Origin of the sequence: Bradyrhizobium sp. 956_D2_N1_4 (assembly GCF_052076025.1) — a bacterium.
Lineage (GTDB): Bacteria > Pseudomonadota > Alphaproteobacteria > Rhizobiales > Xanthobacteraceae > Bradyrhizobium > Bradyrhizobium barranii.
Genome location: NZ_CP197237.1, coordinates 3,884,067 through 3,899,213, shown reverse-complemented (window position 1 = coordinate 3,899,213; position 15,147 = coordinate 3,884,067). Strand labels below are relative to the sequence as shown.

At 64.4% G+C, this 15,147-nt stretch carries 13 protein-coding genes and 1 tRNA gene; 11 read left to right on the top strand and 3 right to left on the bottom strand.

Annotated elements, in window-relative coordinates; translation table 11 throughout:
- Positions 1-802 precede the first annotated feature (802 nt).
- The 3 genes from AB7535_RS18325 to AB7535_RS18315 all read left to right on the top strand — a co-directional run bounded on the left by AB7535_RS18325 (position 803) and on the right by AB7535_RS18315 (position 3,759).
- Complete coding sequence (locus AB7535_RS18325) at positions 803-1,069, top strand: hypothetical protein (protein ID WP_014494734.1); 267 nt, start codon at positions 803-805, stop codon at positions 1,067-1,069.
- A 445-nt stretch (positions 1,070-1,514) separates the two neighbouring features.
- Positions 1,515-1,608: transfer RNA gene (locus AB7535_RS18320), tRNA-Ser, on the top strand.
- A 576-nt stretch (positions 1,609-2,184) separates the two neighbouring features.
- Positions 2,185-3,759, top strand: a complete 1,575-nt coding sequence (locus tag AB7535_RS18315; RefSeq protein WP_354096594.1) for a porin — start codon at positions 2,185-2,187, stop codon at positions 3,757-3,759.
- A gap of 475 nt (positions 3,760-4,234) precedes the next feature.
- Here AB7535_RS18315 and AB7535_RS18310 read toward each other — a convergent pair whose 3' ends face one another.
- Positions 4,235-6,643, bottom strand: coding sequence for a lytic transglycosylase domain-containing protein (locus tag AB7535_RS18310; protein ID WP_439036715.1), 2,409 nt, complete (start codon positions 6,641-6,643; stop codon positions 4,235-4,237).
- 280 nt (positions 6,644-6,923) lie between these two features.
- On the opposite strand from AB7535_RS18310, the gene dapA reads away from it, so the two are divergent.
- The 4 genes from dapA to AB7535_RS18290 are packed head-to-tail and all read left to right on the top strand — an operon-like array spanning position 6,924 to position 9,413.
- Positions 6,924-7,814, top strand: a complete 891-nt coding sequence (gene dapA, locus AB7535_RS18305) for a 4-hydroxy-tetrahydrodipicolinate synthase (protein ID WP_038975901.1) — start codon at positions 6,924-6,926, stop codon at positions 7,812-7,814.
- Positions 7,815-7,864: 50 nt separating this feature from the next.
- Positions 7,865-8,281, top strand: a complete 417-nt coding sequence (gene mscL, locus AB7535_RS18300) for a large conductance mechanosensitive channel protein MscL (RefSeq protein ID WP_135215741.1) — start codon at positions 7,865-7,867, stop codon at positions 8,279-8,281.
- Positions 8,282-8,340: 59 nt separating this feature from the next.
- A complete protein-coding gene (gene smpB / locus AB7535_RS18295) occupies positions 8,341-8,814 on the top strand; it encodes an SsrA-binding protein SmpB (RefSeq protein WP_008133025.1) in 474 nt (157 codons plus the stop codon).
- Positions 8,815-8,831: 17 nt separating this feature from the next.
- Positions 8,832-9,413 carry a peroxiredoxin gene (locus AB7535_RS18290; protein ID WP_439036714.1) on the top strand — a complete coding sequence of 194 codons (582 nt, stop codon included), beginning with the start codon at positions 8,832-8,834 and terminating at the stop codon, positions 9,411-9,413.
- On the opposite strand, the gene AB7535_RS18285 is transcribed toward AB7535_RS18290, so the two are convergent.
- Entirely contained in the window at positions 9,410-10,084 is a 675-nt protein-coding gene (locus AB7535_RS18285) for a uracil-DNA glycosylase (protein WP_063982832.1), read from the bottom strand. The genes AB7535_RS18290 and AB7535_RS18285 overlap by 4 nt on opposite strands.
- Entirely contained in the window at positions 10,065-10,712 is a 648-nt protein-coding gene (locus tag AB7535_RS18280; RefSeq protein ID WP_439036713.1) for a LabA-like NYN domain-containing protein, read from the bottom strand. The genes AB7535_RS18285 and AB7535_RS18280 overlap by 20 nt, the downstream gene beginning before the upstream one ends.
- A 329-nt stretch (positions 10,713-11,041) precedes the next feature.
- Between AB7535_RS18280 and rpoZ the strand changes: the two genes are divergently transcribed.
- From rpoZ to acpS, 4 genes are all read left to right on the top strand, one after another.
- A complete protein-coding gene (rpoZ, locus tag AB7535_RS18275) occupies positions 11,042-11,434 on the top strand; it encodes a DNA-directed RNA polymerase subunit omega (RefSeq protein ID WP_014494742.1) in 393 nt (130 codons plus the stop codon).
- 207 nt (positions 11,435-11,641) lie between these two features.
- Entirely contained in the window at positions 11,642-13,927 is a 2,286-nt protein-coding gene (locus tag AB7535_RS18270; RefSeq protein ID WP_071913178.1) for a RelA/SpoT family protein, read from the top strand.
- Between the two features lie 45 nt (positions 13,928-13,972).
- Positions 13,973-14,725 carry a pyridoxine 5'-phosphate synthase gene (locus tag AB7535_RS18265; protein WP_166097081.1) on the top strand — a complete coding sequence of 251 codons (753 nt, stop codon included), beginning with the start codon at positions 13,973-13,975 and terminating at the stop codon, positions 14,723-14,725.
- Entirely contained in the window at positions 14,722-15,141 is a 420-nt protein-coding gene (gene acpS / locus AB7535_RS18260; protein WP_014494745.1) for a holo-ACP synthase, read from the top strand. The genes AB7535_RS18265 and acpS overlap by 4 nt, the downstream gene beginning before the upstream one ends.
- The last annotated feature ends 6 nt before the right edge of the window (positions 15,142-15,147 follow it).

The window sequence follows — 15,147 nt, the reverse complement described above, 5'->3', positions numbered from 1 at the left end:
CAGCGCCTTCTAACAGGTTCTGGTCGGCGATAGAGGGTGTCGGCGAGACATCAGGCCAACGGTCGGATCGTTCTCTTTCGCGGGTTCGCTCGCCAAAGTACGGTCCGGCAGAAGAAACAAGTTTTCTTCGTTCGGTGCGGTTCTCCTTCTCAAGGGCTCCGCAATTTCACAAGCGGCCTTCGGGCCAACGTGGAATCTGGTCCTGACGTGTTCGCCGACGCCCTCGTTCTTTTGAGGCCGGGGTATTGCCGGCATTCCCTTTTCCCACATTGCTGATCTGACCGTGACGTGGCCGCGCTGCCTTGGGGCAGGCGAGGGCTGCGGCGAACTGTCGTTTGCCGCGACGTTCGCCGCGCAGGCGCAATGCGAGGCCGTCGCTCCGATTCCTAAAGTCGCGCGCTTCGCGCTGCGCGGCCTGCCGGCCACGGGGTGGCGCCGCCGCGCGAGGCGCCTGTGTGGCCTTGCCAGCGCGCCCCTCCCACAACGCGCCCCTCCCATGAATTGTAACCGCAGGGCGCGCGTCACCGCGCGCGATGGTTATCGTTCTCCCAAAATCCCAGGGTAAACCGAATCTGACGAATCGCAGAAGTGCCTGCAAAGCGGGGACTTTTTGCATTCGTCGCGCGCGCGCCGTGCGGGTGCGTTTACGTCTGCTTCATCGCGATACTTAAACTGCCATTCAAATTTGCCCGCCATCATCGCCTTCAACAAGCCGGCAAACGGCATGGGGATGAGTTGAACAGTTCTTTGGACGGGAGCCGCGCTCGGGGGAACGAGGCGGCAGAAAAAAAGGGGATGCGTTATGTTTCAGGGTACTTTCGATCTGGAGACGGCGACGCCGATCGACGCGAGCGCGCTGTCGGACGTGTTGTTCGAGCGCGGGATCTATTGGGCGAGCGGCCGCTCCGGCCTCGTCGACCTCGTCGCCGCACATAAATGGTTCAACCTCGCCGCGCTGAAGGGCCGCAAGGACGCCGTGGCGCTCCGCCAGGAAGTCGCCGGGCAGATGTCGGACGCCGAGATCTCGGCCGCGCAGCGCGAGGCGAGGGCGTGGGTCTCGGCTCACTGAGCCGAGAATCGCATCCGCACCCTTGTCTTCACGGGTAGCCCGATTGCGCTCAATCAGGTTCCTTCGTCGTGTCGCCACCCGGACCCGCGCGGCATGACCGAGCCGCCGCCCGACGATTCCGCTCTGGAACCCGGACGGCCGCACAAGACGGGCCTCTTGCCGGGGATGTAGAGGTCTTGGGCCTTCCGTCCCGGCGCAGCTCCGGCGTCTGGTTCAATATCTGAGCCGGCGAGGTGGTGCTGAATGCGCCCTGGCAGCGGCGGATCCGGCAATCCCGTGGATGGATGCGCACATATATAGAGAGCGCGAATCGGTTGCGCGTGCCGCGCTGATCCATGCGCCAGGCTTTCGCGGTCGTCCGGCGGTCGCTTTCAGGTGAAAGAACGCACAGACCTTGATTCTGCCGCTTGCGGCTCGCCGCCGTGTCGGGCATACCCGGCATATTGGAGACGTGGCCGAGTGGCTGAAGGCGGCGGTTTGCTAAACCGTTATAGGCTTGTAAAGGCCTATCGAGGGTTCGAATCCCTCCGTCTCCGCCAGCCGAGCTGTCCGCTCCGGTCTCAATCATCCCCACCATCGACAAAGAGCCTTCGCAGCGCGCCTTGGGCGTTGCCGCGACCATGTCTGCGCCTGGTGGAGAGTCGCGGGAAGACCTGTGTGCCTTCTCCTTGAGTCTCCTTCTGATTCCACGATTCGTGCGCGTCAAAGCCTGTTCAGGCCGGAGTTCCGTCCACAACGCCTCAGGTGGGGAATTTTGACGGCAAACGGAACCGTCCTAGAAACATAAGCAAAAACAATATGTTGCGAGCGCGCTTCGATCACATCTGCGTGTTATTTGTGCAACACCCTTCGGAAAACAAACGTCATGGGCTCGCTACGGAGCGTTCTCTTGTTGTGTGTGCAAAGACGTTCGGTAATTGTGACTGAGCGACGGAGGGGGGCATCCCGAGGTCGTCCCGTTTTAGGTGGTTCGCTTAAGTCCCTCGCGTTCAGCGGGTGTGTCCGAAGGCGCGAAGCGACTAAGCGGTGAGTTAAGGGACAAGGGAACCAACCTTAGGGTGTCGTCACCCAGCGGATCCGGAACCTTCCCTATAGAGCAAACTTGGAGGTTTAACATGAAGTTGGTTAAGAGCCTTTTGCTCGGTTCAGCGGCAGGTCTGATTGCCGTTGGCGGAGCACAGGCAGCCGATCTCCCCGTGAAGGCCAAAGCGGTCGAATACGTGAAGATCTGCTCCCTGTACGGTGCCGGATTCTACTACATCCCGGGCACTGACACCTGCATCAAGCTGGGTGGTTACCTGCGTGCTGAAGTCGCGGTCAACGCAACCGATTTCAACGGTAATTTCAGCGGTGTTAACGGTTCTGCGAACCGTCTGACGAACTACTACGTCACTCGTGCCCGTGAAGACTTCAACGTCGATACGCGCACCGCGACCGAATACGGCGTGGTTCGTACCTTCGCCGACGTTGTGTTCTCGTGGACGACGGACACCTACTCGGGCAACGGCGCCTCCGCTAACGGCTCCACCATCTACTCGCAGCTCGGCGCTTCGGGCATTAGCGCCCCTAACAATGCCAACGCAGGCGCAATCGCCGGCGGTACGCTCGGCGTGTACTACGCCTTCATCCAGTTCGCTGGCTTCACGATGGGTAAGGCGGTTGCCCAGTTCGACGCCCCCTGGACCAATTATCCGGGTAACAACTTCGACGGTCTGACTGGTGGCGGCGGCACGGTCACTGGTGTGAACCAGTTCACCTACACCGCTGACTTTGGTCAGGGCATCACTGCCGCGATTTCGGCCGTTGACCCGACCGCTTACTACCAGAGCAACCTGTACAACACCAGCTCCGGCATTTCGGTCGCGGGTTTTGGTACCGGCGGCTACGGCATCAATGCCTTCGGCGGCACGCGGGCTCCTGACATCCAGGGTATGGTCCGTATTGACCAGGCTTGGGGTCTGTTCCAGTTGTCCGCAGCGGCGCATAACAACCATGTCGCATACTACGCGACCCCTGGTCTTGTCGGAACCGAAGCGGCCGGTCATCCGGGCGACAAGTGGGGCTGGGCTGTCCAAGCGGCGTTGTCCATCAAGAACATTCCGACTGGCGCGGGCGACGTGATCAACGTCCAGGCGGTCTACACCGATGGTGCGACCCGCTACAACTTCCAGAGCTTGGCTTCGCAGAACTATGCAATGTTCGGCGGTACTAACGTGGCTGGCGCCTATCAGAGCATTGGCCTTGCCGGTGCGGCTGATGGTGTGTTCGCCAACGGGACCGGTATCAACACGGTTACGAGCTGGGGTATGCGCGGCGCCTACACCCACAACTGGGATCCGTACTGGAACACCGCGATCTACGGTTCGTACGCTCAGCTGACGTACAGCAACGGTGGTGCGGCTCTCATTTGCGGCCAACTCGCTACGTTGGGTGCCGCCACTGCGGGTATCACCACTTGTAATCCGAACTTCAACATCGGCACGATCGGTCTGATCACCCGCTGGACCCCGGTGAAGAACCTGACCTTCTCGGCGGACGTGGCTTACACCATGCTCGACCAGAAGTACGCTGGTACGATCAGCACGGTGGCCGCCGGCCCTGCGCTAGTTGTGGCCAAGCCGGGTGCCGTGTACCAGCTGAAGGATCAGAGCACGGTCAGCATGCTGCTCCGCGCTCAGCGCAACTGGTAAGTTCGGTCTAACGACCTGACAGAGAGCCCCGGCGGGAAACCGCCGGGGCTTTTCTTTTGGCGGCATGGCTGTTCTAACGCCGCGGAATGCTGGCGGAGGGCTGGCGTTGCTCCCGTGCTCCATCGTCCGTGACGATCTCGACGAGGCTGTTACGGAGGAGGGCCTCTGCGCTGCGGGCATCTCCGCGCAATGTATGCAACGGGCCGCCTGCCGTTGACCGGCATGGCCTTGCAAGCGCCCCACCGTCCTGACGCTGCAGCAGGCGGCGATCGACGCCTTCATGTTCGAGGACGTGGAACGGCGAGCTTGCCGATCGGACTACGACCAGGGAGCGCTCAGGGCTCAGCGTCGAGCAAGGCTCGCCTGAAGATCACGCGCGAGCTTCAGCTCTTCTTCAGCAGCTCACGTCCGGAGGCGCTGCGGCGCTCGCCGCCGACGCTCTCGGCGGTCAATCGGGAGCGCACAGGAGGATGGTCTATTCCACGCTGCCGGTGCCGCGGCGCAGGTCAGCTTCGATCTGCAACCGTGTGCCGCCGCCGAAGCGGGCGCGGTAGACCTGAAGATTCTCCATGATCCGCTGCACGTAGTTGCGCGTCTCGGAGAACGGAATCAGCTCGACCCAGTCGACCGCGTCGACCTTGGGATCGCGCGGGTCGCCGTAGCGGTCGACCCATTTCTTCACGCTGCCGCGGCCGGCATTGTAGGCGGCAAAGGTCATGATGTAGGAGCCGCGGTAGTCCTCGAGCAGTCCGCCGAGCTCGGCCGAGCCGAGCGTGGCGTTGTAGACCGAATCGTTCTTCAGCCGCCCCAGATCGTAGGTCGCGCCGTGCCGCTTGCAGACATAGCGCGCGGCGTCCGGCGTCACCTGCATCAGGCCGTAAGCCTGCGCCGGCGAGACCACGGAGGGGTTGAACGCGCTTTCCTGCCGCGCGATCGCATAGACGATGCTGCGCTCGACCTCGGGGCCGATCGGCGTGAACTGCGGAATGCCGTTGACGGGATAGGCGTAGAAGTCGAAGGGGAGGCCGCGGTTGAGCGCGGCCTTGCCCAGCAGCAGCATGCCGCGCGCGTCGTTGTAGCGCTGGGTGAGCTCGCCAAGGCCGGCAAGCGCCTCGGGATCGCCGTTCTCGCCCATGTCGGCGAGAACAGGTATCGCCATCTCGCGTTCGTCGAGCTCGTAGAGCAGGTGCGCGGCGCGCACGATCTCCAGCCGTTCGGCGCCGCGGCCGCGCGGCTGGCTGTTGAGCTCGATCTGCGGCAGGCCGAGTTTTGCGCGCGCGAGCTGGCCGTAATAGCTGGTGGATTGCTCTGCCGCCCGGGCGTAGGCGTTGCGCGCCTCCTGCTGGCGGCCCGCCGCTTCCGCCGCGCGGCCCTGCCAATAGCCGGCGCGCGCCCGCGTGGTCGGATTGACGCTGCCGACGCCGATGCGGGCGAAATGCTGGGTGGCGGCGGCGGGGTCGTTGAGGAAGCGCAGCGCGATCCAGCCGGCGGTGAACTCCTGCTCGGTCTTGTAGATGTCGCGCGAGGGCAGGGCCGCATCGCGCGCGATCAGATAGGCGCTGCGGAATTCCTCGGTGTCGATCATCTTGCGTGCCAGCAGGCGCCGCTCGATCCACCATTCGTCGAGATTGTAGAGACGGTTCGGATCCTTCGGCGCCGACAGCATCAGCTGGGCGGCTTCGGCGAACTTCTCCTCGCGGCGCAGGAGCTGGATCTTGCTGAAGATGAAGCCGGGATCGTTGTGCAGCTCGCGCGGCACGGCGTCGAGCAGCGCGCGCGCGTTCGGCGCCTTCTTGACGGAGGCGATGCGGGCCTTGGCGAGCGCGAGATAGCCGGCGCCGAGGCGCTTTGCGGCGCGGAGCGCGGCTTCGTTCTCGCTGCCGTAGAGCAAGGTGTCCATCCGCGCCTTCTGGTCGCCCGGCGTCAGCAGGGCGCCGAACTGGTCGAGCGCGTTGTTCTCGGTCTCCTCCGACATCGGATCGCTACGCCAGGCCTCGCGCACCAGCCGCTCGGCGTTGGCGCGGTCGCCGCGCGCCAGCATCGCCTTGGCGAGCGTGAAGCGGCCCTTGGCGGACACAGGCGATTCATTCTCGAACCACGACCACGCGACCGAATCGTCGCGCCTGTCGTCCCACATCGCGGCCTCGAGGCGCCGGCGCAGGAAGGTCTGCGACGGCCAGCTCGGATTGGCGGAGAGGAAGGCGCGATAGCGTTCCACGGTCGCGCCATTGTCCTCGCTGCGCAGGATGATCCATTCGGCGAGCTTTCGCGCGACGGGATCCGAGATCGAGGCAGCGTAATTGGTGGCGTCGGCCGCCTTGCGCTTGCGCACGAGCTCGATGACGTTCTCGAGCGTGTCCTTGTCGGCCTGCGACGTCGAGGAGGTCGCAGCGACCGCGGCCGGCGTGACCGGCTTGCGCGGCGTGGCGTGCTGGCGGGTCGCCGGCGCAAGCAGAGGAGCTGCGGCGGGTTTGGCGACGGGCGCCGGGGCGGCAGGCCTGACGGTAGCCGTCACGGCCGGCGCGGGTGCGGTCTTGGGGGGCGAGCCATTGGCGGCCGGCTGTGGTTTTGGCGCGGCGGCTGCGGGCTTGGGCTTGTCCTTGGCGGGCTCGTTGCCGGCGCTCTTGCCTGCATCCTTGGCGGCGTCCTTGCCAGCATCCTTGCCAGGTTTCTTCGCGGCATCCTTGGCCGGGGCGGCAGCTGCTCCCTTGCTCGCGCCCTTCGGTGTTTCCTTGCCGGTTCCCTTCGTTGTTTGCTTCGGTGTTTCCTTGGCGGATCCCTTCGCGGCGTCCTTGGCCGCCGGCTTCGCGGTGTCCTTGGCCCCGTCCGCGGTCGTCTCATTGGACTTAGCCAGGGCGGCGCAGCCGACCGACAGCCCGGCCATGAGGCACACGGCCAGACCGGTGGATCGCCATGCGGAACGAGGAAAGGAGGTCACGGCGTTTGGTCGCCCCGAATCAGTCAGTTGGCTCAAGACCTAGCTGTATTCGCTTGAATATGCGGACAAAATACCAACAGCTGCTTACCTTTGCCCGGTTTGCACCACCACCGCGGCAAAATCGCGGCCTAAACGGTGCGTCACACGGAAGCGGGTCTTTTACCGGCGGGATAGACCCGATATGAATGCAGCTTGCTCAAGAGATAGCCGCGTACGGAGGAAGTCCATGGCAGCCAAGACGAAATTCCGGGGGTCGTTCACCGCCTTGGTCACGCCGTTCAAGAACGGCTCGCTGGACGAGGCGGCGTTCCGCTCGCTGGTCAACTGGCAGATCTCGGAAGGCACCAACGGCCTGGTCCCGGTCGGCACCACCGGCGAGAGCCCGACGCTCAGCCATGACGAGCACAAGAAGGTCGTCGAATGGTGCATCGCTGAAGCCAAGGGGCGCGTACCCGTGGTCGCGGGTGCCGGCTCCAATTCGACGAAGGAGGCGATCGAGCTCGCGCAGCACGCCGAGAAGGCCGGCGCGGATGCCGTGCTGGTCGTGACGCCCTATTACAACAAGCCGACCCAGGAAGGGATGTACCAGCACTTCAAGGCGATCAACGATGCGATCGGCATCCCGATCATCATCTACAACATTCCGCCGCGCTCGGTAATCGACATGTCGGTCGACACCATGAAGCGGCTGTGGGAGCTGAAGAACATCGCCGGCGTCAAGGACGCCACCGCCAGCATGGTCCGCGTCTCGCAGCAGCGCGCGGCGATGGGCGAGGATTTCAACCAGCTCTCCGGCGAGGACGCGACCATCCTCGGCTACATGGCGCATGGCGGCCATGGCTGCATCTCGGTGACCTCGAACGTCGCGCCGCGCCTGTGCTCGGAATTCCAGGCCGCCTGGGCGAAGGGCGACACCAAGGCGGCGCTCGCAATCCACGACAAGCTGATGCCGCTGCACAACAACCTCTTCATCGAGAGCAATCCGGCGCCGATCAAGTACGCGATGTCGCTGCTCGGCAAGCTGGACGAGACGCTGCGCCTGCCGATGGTTCCGGTCACCGAGCCGACGCGCGTTGCCGTGCGCAGCGCGATGGTTCATGCTGGGCTGATCAACTGATTTAGCCAACCGGGGAGCCGTTCATGAGCGTCGACGAGAAGGGCAGGAAGATGCTCACGGAGTTCCGCGAGTTCGCCATGAAAGGCAACGTCGTCGACCTCGCCGTCGGCGTCATCATCGGTGCGGCCTTCGGCGCCATCGTCACGTCGCTGGTCGGTGACGTCATCATGCCGATCATCGGCGCCGCGACCGGCGGCCTCGACTTCTCGAACTACTTCGCCCCCTTGTCGAAGGCGGTGACCGCCACCAACTTAGCGGATGCGAAAAAGCAAGGTGCAGTGCTTGCTTACGGCAGCTTCCTGACGCTGACGATCAACTTCATCATCGTCGCCTTCGTGTTGTTCCTGGTGATCCGCGCCATGAACACGCTGAAGCGCAAGGAGGAGGCGGCGCCTGCGGCTCCGGCAAAACCGTCGGCCGAGGTCGAGCTGCTGACCGAGATCCGCGATCTCCTCAAGAAGTCTTGACGCGCGCGCTTCATCCAAACTGTTAGCGTCCTCGCGCATCTCGATCAGGTTTGTCTTCCATGGCCGACAAGAACGAACGTCCAATCAAGGTCATGGCGGAAAATCGCAAGGCCCGCTTCAACTATGCGATCGAAGACACGATCGAGGCTGGCATTGCGCTCACCGGCACCGAGGTCAAATCGATCCGCAACGGCAAGAGCACGATCGCGGAGTCCTACGCCGATTCCAAGGACGGCGAGATCTGGCTGATCAACGCCACCATTCCCGAATATCTCCAGGGCAACCGCTTCAATCACGAGCCCAAGCGGCCGCGAAAGCTGCTTCTGCATCGCAAGCAGATCAACAAGCTGATGGGCGCGGTCGACCGCGAAGGCATGACGCTGATCCCGCTCAAGCTCTATTTCAACGAGCGCGGGCGGGCCAAGCTGCAGCTGGCGGTTGCAAAGGGCAAGAAGCTGCACGACAAACGCGAGTCCGAGAAGAAGCGCGACTGGAGCCGGGAGAAGGGCCGGCTGTTGCGGGCGAGGGGATAGCGGCAAGAGGTTGGCGGATGACTCAGAAGAACCTGCTCGAGGTCGATTGGAGCCAGATTCCCGCACCCGCCGACGACGGCGGCGCCGCGCATCTAAAGGGCATGACGCTGCCGGCGATCAGCCTGCTCGCCACCGACGATACGTCGGTGAATCTGTCAGCACTCTCCGGCCGGACCGTGGTGTTCGCCTATCCGCGCACCGGCGAGCCCGGCAAGATCGGACTGGTCGACGATTGGGACATGATCCCGGGCGCGCGCGGTTGCACGCCGCAGACTTGCGCGTTTCGTGATCTGTTTGCCGAGCTGAAAGCTGCCGGCGCCGCCCAGGTGTACGGCCTCTCGACCCAGAGCAACGCGTACCAGACCGAGATGGCATCGCGGCTGCACCTGCCGTTCCCCGTGCTGTCGGACGAGAAGCTGGCGCTGACGCGCGCCCTCGATCTGCCGACCATGGAGGTCGCTGGCCTGACCTTGATCAAGCGGCTTGCGCTGATCATCGACGACGCCAAAGTCACGCATGTGTTCTATCCGGTGTTTCCGCCCGACCGGAACGCCGGCGATGTCCTGGACTGGCTGAAGGCCGATCCAGCCGAGCGCTAGTCCAGGTCGGCCTTCACCTTCGCGAACACGCTGCGGAACATGTCCGTCGTCAGCACGCCGGTGTTCGTGTTGTAGCGCGAGCAATGATAGCTGTCGTAGAGCCTGAATGCGCCGGCCTGATGCACGGCGCCGTGGCCGAAGGGAGCTTGCGAGGCCTTCAGGTTCAGCGGCTTGAGCACCGTGTCGTGCGCAATCCGTCCGAGCGCGACGATCGCGCGCAGCTTCGGCATCGACGCCAGGGTAGCCCCGAGAAACTGGCGGCAGGTGTTGATCTCGACCGGCAGCGGCTTGTTTTGTGGCGGAACGCAATGCACGGCATTGGCGATCCGGCAGTCGACCAGCTTCAGGCCGTCGTCGGGCCGCGCCTGATAGGTGCCCTTGGCGAAGCCGTATTCGAGCAGCGTGGCGTAGAGCAGGTCGCCGGCATAGTCGCCGGTGAAGGGGCGGCCGGTGCGGTTGGCGCCCTGCATGCCTGGTGCAAGGCCGACGATCAGCAGGCGCGCCTTGATGTCGCCGAAGGGGGGGACCGGCGCGTTGTGCCACAACGGCTCGCGCGCGCGGTTCGCCTCGCGAAAGGCGACCAGGCGCGGACAAAGCGGACAGTCACGGTCGGGAACGAGGGTGAGAGGCTGGCGGCTTGACCGGGCCGCCTCACTCCTCGAAGTCGTCATCGCCCCTCGGCGCCATCGTGGTCGCGCGCTGGAGGAACTGCGGGGCGTGATGGCGTCCCTCGCCACGCTCGCCGCGGTCACGCGGGGCGGGTCGTTCGGACGGGTCGCGGCCGAGCTTGGATTGCAGCTCGACGAGGTCGGTGAAGACGTCGGCCTGGCGGCGCAGCTCGTCGGCGATCATCGGCGGCTGGCTCGCGATGGTGGAGATCACGGTGACCCGGACACCGCGGCGCTGGACGGCTTCGACCAGGGAGCGGAAGTCGCCGTCACCCGAGAACAGCACCATCTGGTCGATGTGCTCGGCGAGCTCCATGGCGTTCACGGCGAGCTCGATGTCCATATTGCCCTTGACCTTGCGGCGGCCGGAGGCGTCGATGAACTCCTTGGTCGCCTTGGTGACGACCGTGTAGCCGTTGTAGTCCAGCCAGTCGATCAACGGGCGGATCGAGGAGTATTCCTGATCCTCGATAATCGCGGTGTAGTAAAACGCCCGCAACAGCGTCCCGCGACTCTGAAACTCCTTCAGCAGGCGCTTGTAGTCGATGTCGAAGCCCAGAGTTTTCGCTGTCGCGTAGAGATTGGCCCCGTCGATGAAGAGCGCGATCTTGTTAGTGGCAGAAGGTGACATTCAGTTTGCTCGCGTAGCGTTCGTGATTGATCGTTTATTGTTGGCGCGGCGACAGCAAGCCGCGCAGGTCTATGGTGCCGCCGAAGCCCGTCGAAACCGCAAATCCGGAGAAGTCGTGGCAATCAAGGTATAGTTATGGCGGACCTGCATACGCCCGGTGCCACCCTCAATAGCAGCCCGGCAAACCACCCATCCCAGCCCCAATGTGGGGGTAGCAGAGCCGTTTGGCGAGGCCAAATCACAAATTGGCCTTGCGAAATCGCCCTGTCCCCTATAACTAGCCCCAATCATCCACATATTTCGTCCCACCCACAACGGAGCGACAGTCCATGGCTCGCGTCACCGTAGAAGATTGTATCGACAAGGTCGACAACCGGTTTGACCTGGTCCTGCTGGCCGCCCACCGGGCCCGCATGATTTCGTCCGGTTCACAACTAACGGTTGACCGCGATAACGACAAGAACCCCGTTGTGTCTTTACGCGAAATTGCGGACGAAACCATCTCGCCGGAGGACCTCCGCGAGGAGCTGGTCCACTCGCTCCAGAAATTCGTCGAGGTCGACGAGCCCGAGCCCGATACGGTCCCGCTGATCGGTTCCGCCGGTGCCAGCGTCGATGCCGACGATACCGAAGTTGCCGTTGAGCGCATGACCGAAGAGGAGCTCCTGAAGGGCCTCGAGGGCCTCGCGCCGCCGGAAGAACAGCCCGAGGAGGACGAGTAATCGTCCCGTCGCAGTCGTCGATTTCTTGTGATCTTATCAGAGGCCCGAACCCGTGTTCGGGCCTTTGCTTTTGTTGGCGTTTTCGTGGTTACCATAGCGTTGCCGCATCGCGTTGCTTGCCTGTCACCGAATTGATCGGACGCACGCGCGATCGGGGCTAAGATGTATGCAACGGGCAGCTCATGGTCCGTTTGAAGGCAGGATGGCATGGTGTATCGGCGCCGGAGACAAACGCAGATGCTGGCCGCAACCGAATCGGTTGCCGTGGCCCCGACTGCGCCGGTGGGGCGCCCGGCCAAGCCTCGCGCGCGCATGATGCGTCAATATGACCTCGTCGAGCGCGTCAGGTCCTACAATCCCAATACCAACGAAGACCTGCTGAACCGCGCCTATGTCTACGCCATGAAGGCACACGGCTCGCAGACCCGTGCCTCGGGCGATCCGTATTTCTCGCACCCGCTCGAAGTGGCGGCGATTCTCACCGATCTGAAGCTCGACGACGCCACCATCGTGGCTGCCCTGCTGCACGACACGATCGAGGACACCGAGGCGACGCGCGCCGAGATCGACCAGATCTTCGGGCCCGAGATCGGCGCGCTGGTCGAGGGCCTGACCAAGCTGAAGCGGCTGGAGCTGGTGTCGCGCGAGGCCAAGCAGGCCGAGAACCTGCGCAAACTGTTGCTGGCCATTGCCGACGATGTCCGCGTTCTGCTGGTCAAGCTCGCCGACCGCCTGCACAACATGCGTACGCTGGACTTCGTGCCGCCGGAGTCGCGACGGCGCATCGCCGAGGAGACGCTCGACATCTATGCGCCGCTGGCCGGCCGCATGGGCATGCAGGAAATGCGCGAGGAGCTGGAGGATTTGTCCTTCCGCACCCTCGATCCCGAAGCCTATTCGGTGGTGATGCAGCGGCTCGACGCGCTCGCCGAGCGCAACCGCAACCTGATCGGCGAGATCGAGGACCAGCTCTCCAACAATCTGCGCCACCGGGGGCTGGGCGCGCGGGTCTATGGCCGCCGCAAGAAGCCGTTCTCGATCTGGACCAAGATGGAACGCAAGTCGGTCGGCTTCGAGCAATTGTCCGACATCTTCGGCTTCCGCCTCGTCGTCAACGACATCGAGGCCTGCTATCGCGCGCTCGGCATCGTCCACACCAACTGGCCGGTCGTGCCCGGGCGGTTCAAGGACTACATCTCGACGCCGAAGCAGAACGACTACCGCTCGATCCACACCACGGTGATCGGCCCCGGCAACCAGCGCGTCGAGCTCCAGATCCGTACCGAGGCGATGGATCAGATCGCCGAGCGCGGCATCGCCGCACACGTGTTCTACAAGGAAGACGTGGGCTCGCCGACCGAGTTTCTCAAGCGCGAGTCCAATGCGTTCGCCTGGTTGCGCCACACCATCGGCATCCTCTCGGAGAGCGCCAACCCCGAGGAATTCCTCGAGCACACCAAGCTCGAGCTGTTCCACGACCAGGTGTTCTGCTTCACCCCGAAGGGCAAGCTGATCGCGCTGCCGCGCCATGCCAATGTGATCGACTTCGCCTATGCCGTGCACACCGACGTCGGCAACAGCGCCGTCGGCTGCAAGATCAACGGCCAGTTCGCGCCGCTGTCCTCGGAGCTCCAGAACGGCGACGAGGTCGAGGTGCTGACCTCGGAGGCGCAAGCGGCGCCGCCCTCGGCCTGGGAAACGCTCGCGGTCACCGGCAAGGCGCGCGCCGCGATCCGCCGCGCCACCAGGACCGCGGTGCGCGACCAGTATGTCGGTCTCGGCCGGCGCATCGTGGAACGCCTGTTCGAGCGCGCCAAGATCGAATATGCCGACGACAAGCTCAAGGGCGCGCTGCCGCGGCTGGCGCGCACCTCGATCGAGGACGTCATGGCGGCGGTCGGCCGCGGCGAGATCAAGGCCTCCCACGTCGCGCGTGCGATGTATCCCGACTACAAGGAGGAGCGCATCGCGCGCTATGGCGTCAAGAAGGGGCTCGCCGCCAAGCTCAGGGAGAAGTCGTCGGAGCCGCCGCGCAGCCCGGTCGCGATCCCGATCCGCGGCATCAATTCCGACCTGCCGGTGAAGTTCGCGCCGAACGGCGGCGCCGTGCCCGGGGACCGCATCGTCGGCATCGTCACGCCGGGCGAGGGGATCACGATCTACCCGATCCAGGCGCCGGCCCTGAAGGATTTCGAGGAGGAGCCGGAGCGCTGGCTCGACGTGCGCTGGGACATCGAGGATTCCGCCCCGCAGCGCTTCCCGGCCCGCATCAAGGTCGAGAACGTCAACGAGCCCGGCGCGCTGGCACAGATCGCGACCGTGATCGCCGAGCACGACGGCAACATCGACAACATCAGCATGCAGCGCCGCTCGCCCGATTTCACGGAGACGACGATCGACCTCGAGGTCTACGATCTCAAGCATCTGAGCGCGATCCTCGCCCAGCTGCGCGCCAAGGCGGTCGTGGCCCGTGTCGAACGTGTTAATGGATAGACGCCTTTCGTAGGCGTCCATCTCCCTGATTTCGTGAGTCCTGAAATGTCCGCTTCTCCGCTCCGCCTCGGCGTCAATATCGACCACGTCGCAACCGTGCGTAACGCGCGTGGCGGCCGCCATCCCGATCCGGTGCGCGCCGCGCTGCTGGCGATCGAGGCCGGCGCCGACGGCATCACCGCGCATCTGCGCGAGGATCGCCGCCACATCCGCGACGAGGACATGGCGCGGCTGAAGGCCGAGATCTCCAGGCCGCTCAATTTCGAGATGGCGGCGACCGACGACATGATGCGGATCTCGCTCGCCACGAAGCCGCACGCGGTGTGCCTCGTGCCGGAGCGCCGCCAGGAGGTGACGACCGAAGGCGGCCTCGACGTGGTCGGCCAGCACAATGCGCTCGCGCCCTACATCGCGCGGCTGAACGATGCCGGCATCCGGGTCTCGCTGTTCATCGCCGCCGATCCCGCGCAGATCGAGATGGCGGCGCGGCTGAAGGCGCCCGTGATCGAGATCCACACCGGGGCCTGGTGCGACGCCGTCGTCGACGGTCACACCGACAAGGCCGAGGCGGAGTGGAAGCGGATCGTGGCGGGGGTGAAGCTGGCGAAGCAAGCCGGGCTCGAAATCCATGCCGGCCACGGGCTCGACTACGCGACGGCGGAGACGATCGCGGCGCTGCCGGAGATCATGGAGCTCAACATCGGCTACTACATGATCGGCGAGGCGCTGTTCGTCGGGCTCGCCGAGACGGTGCGCAGCATGCGCGCGGCGATGGACCGCGGCCGGAGCCGGGCATGATCATCGGCATCGGCTCCGACCTGATCGACATCACCCGCGTCGGCAAGGTGATCGAGCGCCATGGCGAGCGTTTCCTCGACCGCATCTTCACCGCGGCCGAGCGGGCCAAGGCGGAGCGGCGCGCCAAGAGCGAGAAGATGGTGGTTGCAACCTACGCCAAGCGCTTCGCGGCCAAGGAGGCCTGCTCGAAGGCGCTAGGTACCGGCATCCGGAACGGTGTCTGGTGGCGCGACATGGGGGTGGTCAACTTGCCGGGAGGGCGGCCGACCATGCAATTGACGGGCGGGGCGCTGGCCCGGCTCCAGGCCCTGACGCCCGAGGGGTTCGAGGCGAAAATCGACCTGTCGATCACCGACGACTGGCCGCTGGCGCAGGCCTTCGTCATCATTTCCGCCGTGCCGCTGGCCAAGCCCTGACCGTCG